At 71.7% G+C, this 569-nt stretch carries 1 pseudogene; it reads left to right on the forward strand.

Annotated elements, in window-relative coordinates:
- Positions 1 to 133 precede the first annotated feature (133 nt).
- Positions 134 to 569, forward strand: a pseudogene (locus tag G4D87_RS38520) (hypothetical protein); the annotation flags it as partial.

Below are 569 nucleotides of genomic sequence, written 5' to 3' on the forward strand. Positions count from 1 at the left end.
GCCCCGCCCTCCCCCACGAAGAGGCATCCGAAGATGGCGGAATCGTGCGTCCACTGCCCCATGCCCATGTTTGCCGCGGACATGAGCGCCTTCTTTGTTCGGGGCGCTCTCAGGCATCAGGAGGGGCAGCACCATGGCAGCCATCGTCGAGAACCAAGCGCCCGGCGACATCTCCGCCGTCGCGGGCAACCCCTACAAGTTGAGCTGGGGCGCCATCTTCGGCGGCGCCTTCGTCGCCCTGGCCTTGTGGCTTCTGCTGAACTCGCTCGGGCTGGCGCTCGGGCTGTCGTCGGTGGACCCCAATGACCCGAGCAGCGCCCGGGCGGCGGGCATCGGCACCGGCATCTGGGGCGCCATCGCGCCGCTCATCGCCCTCTTCTGCGGCGGCTTCGTCGCCGCGCGCACGGCGGGCCGGCTGGACAAGCTCGGCGGCGCGCTGCACGGCGCGGTGATGTGGGGCCTGACGACGTTGGTGGGCACCGCCTTGCTGGGCATGCTGCTGTCGTCCATCATCGGCACCGCGCTGCGCGCGGGTGGCGCGGTGGTGGGGGCCACCGGCTCGGCGGTGG

It is taken from the genome of Myxococcus vastator, from assembly GCF_010894475.1.
GTDB lineage: Bacteria > Myxococcota > Myxococcia > Myxococcales > Myxococcaceae > Myxococcus > Myxococcus vastator.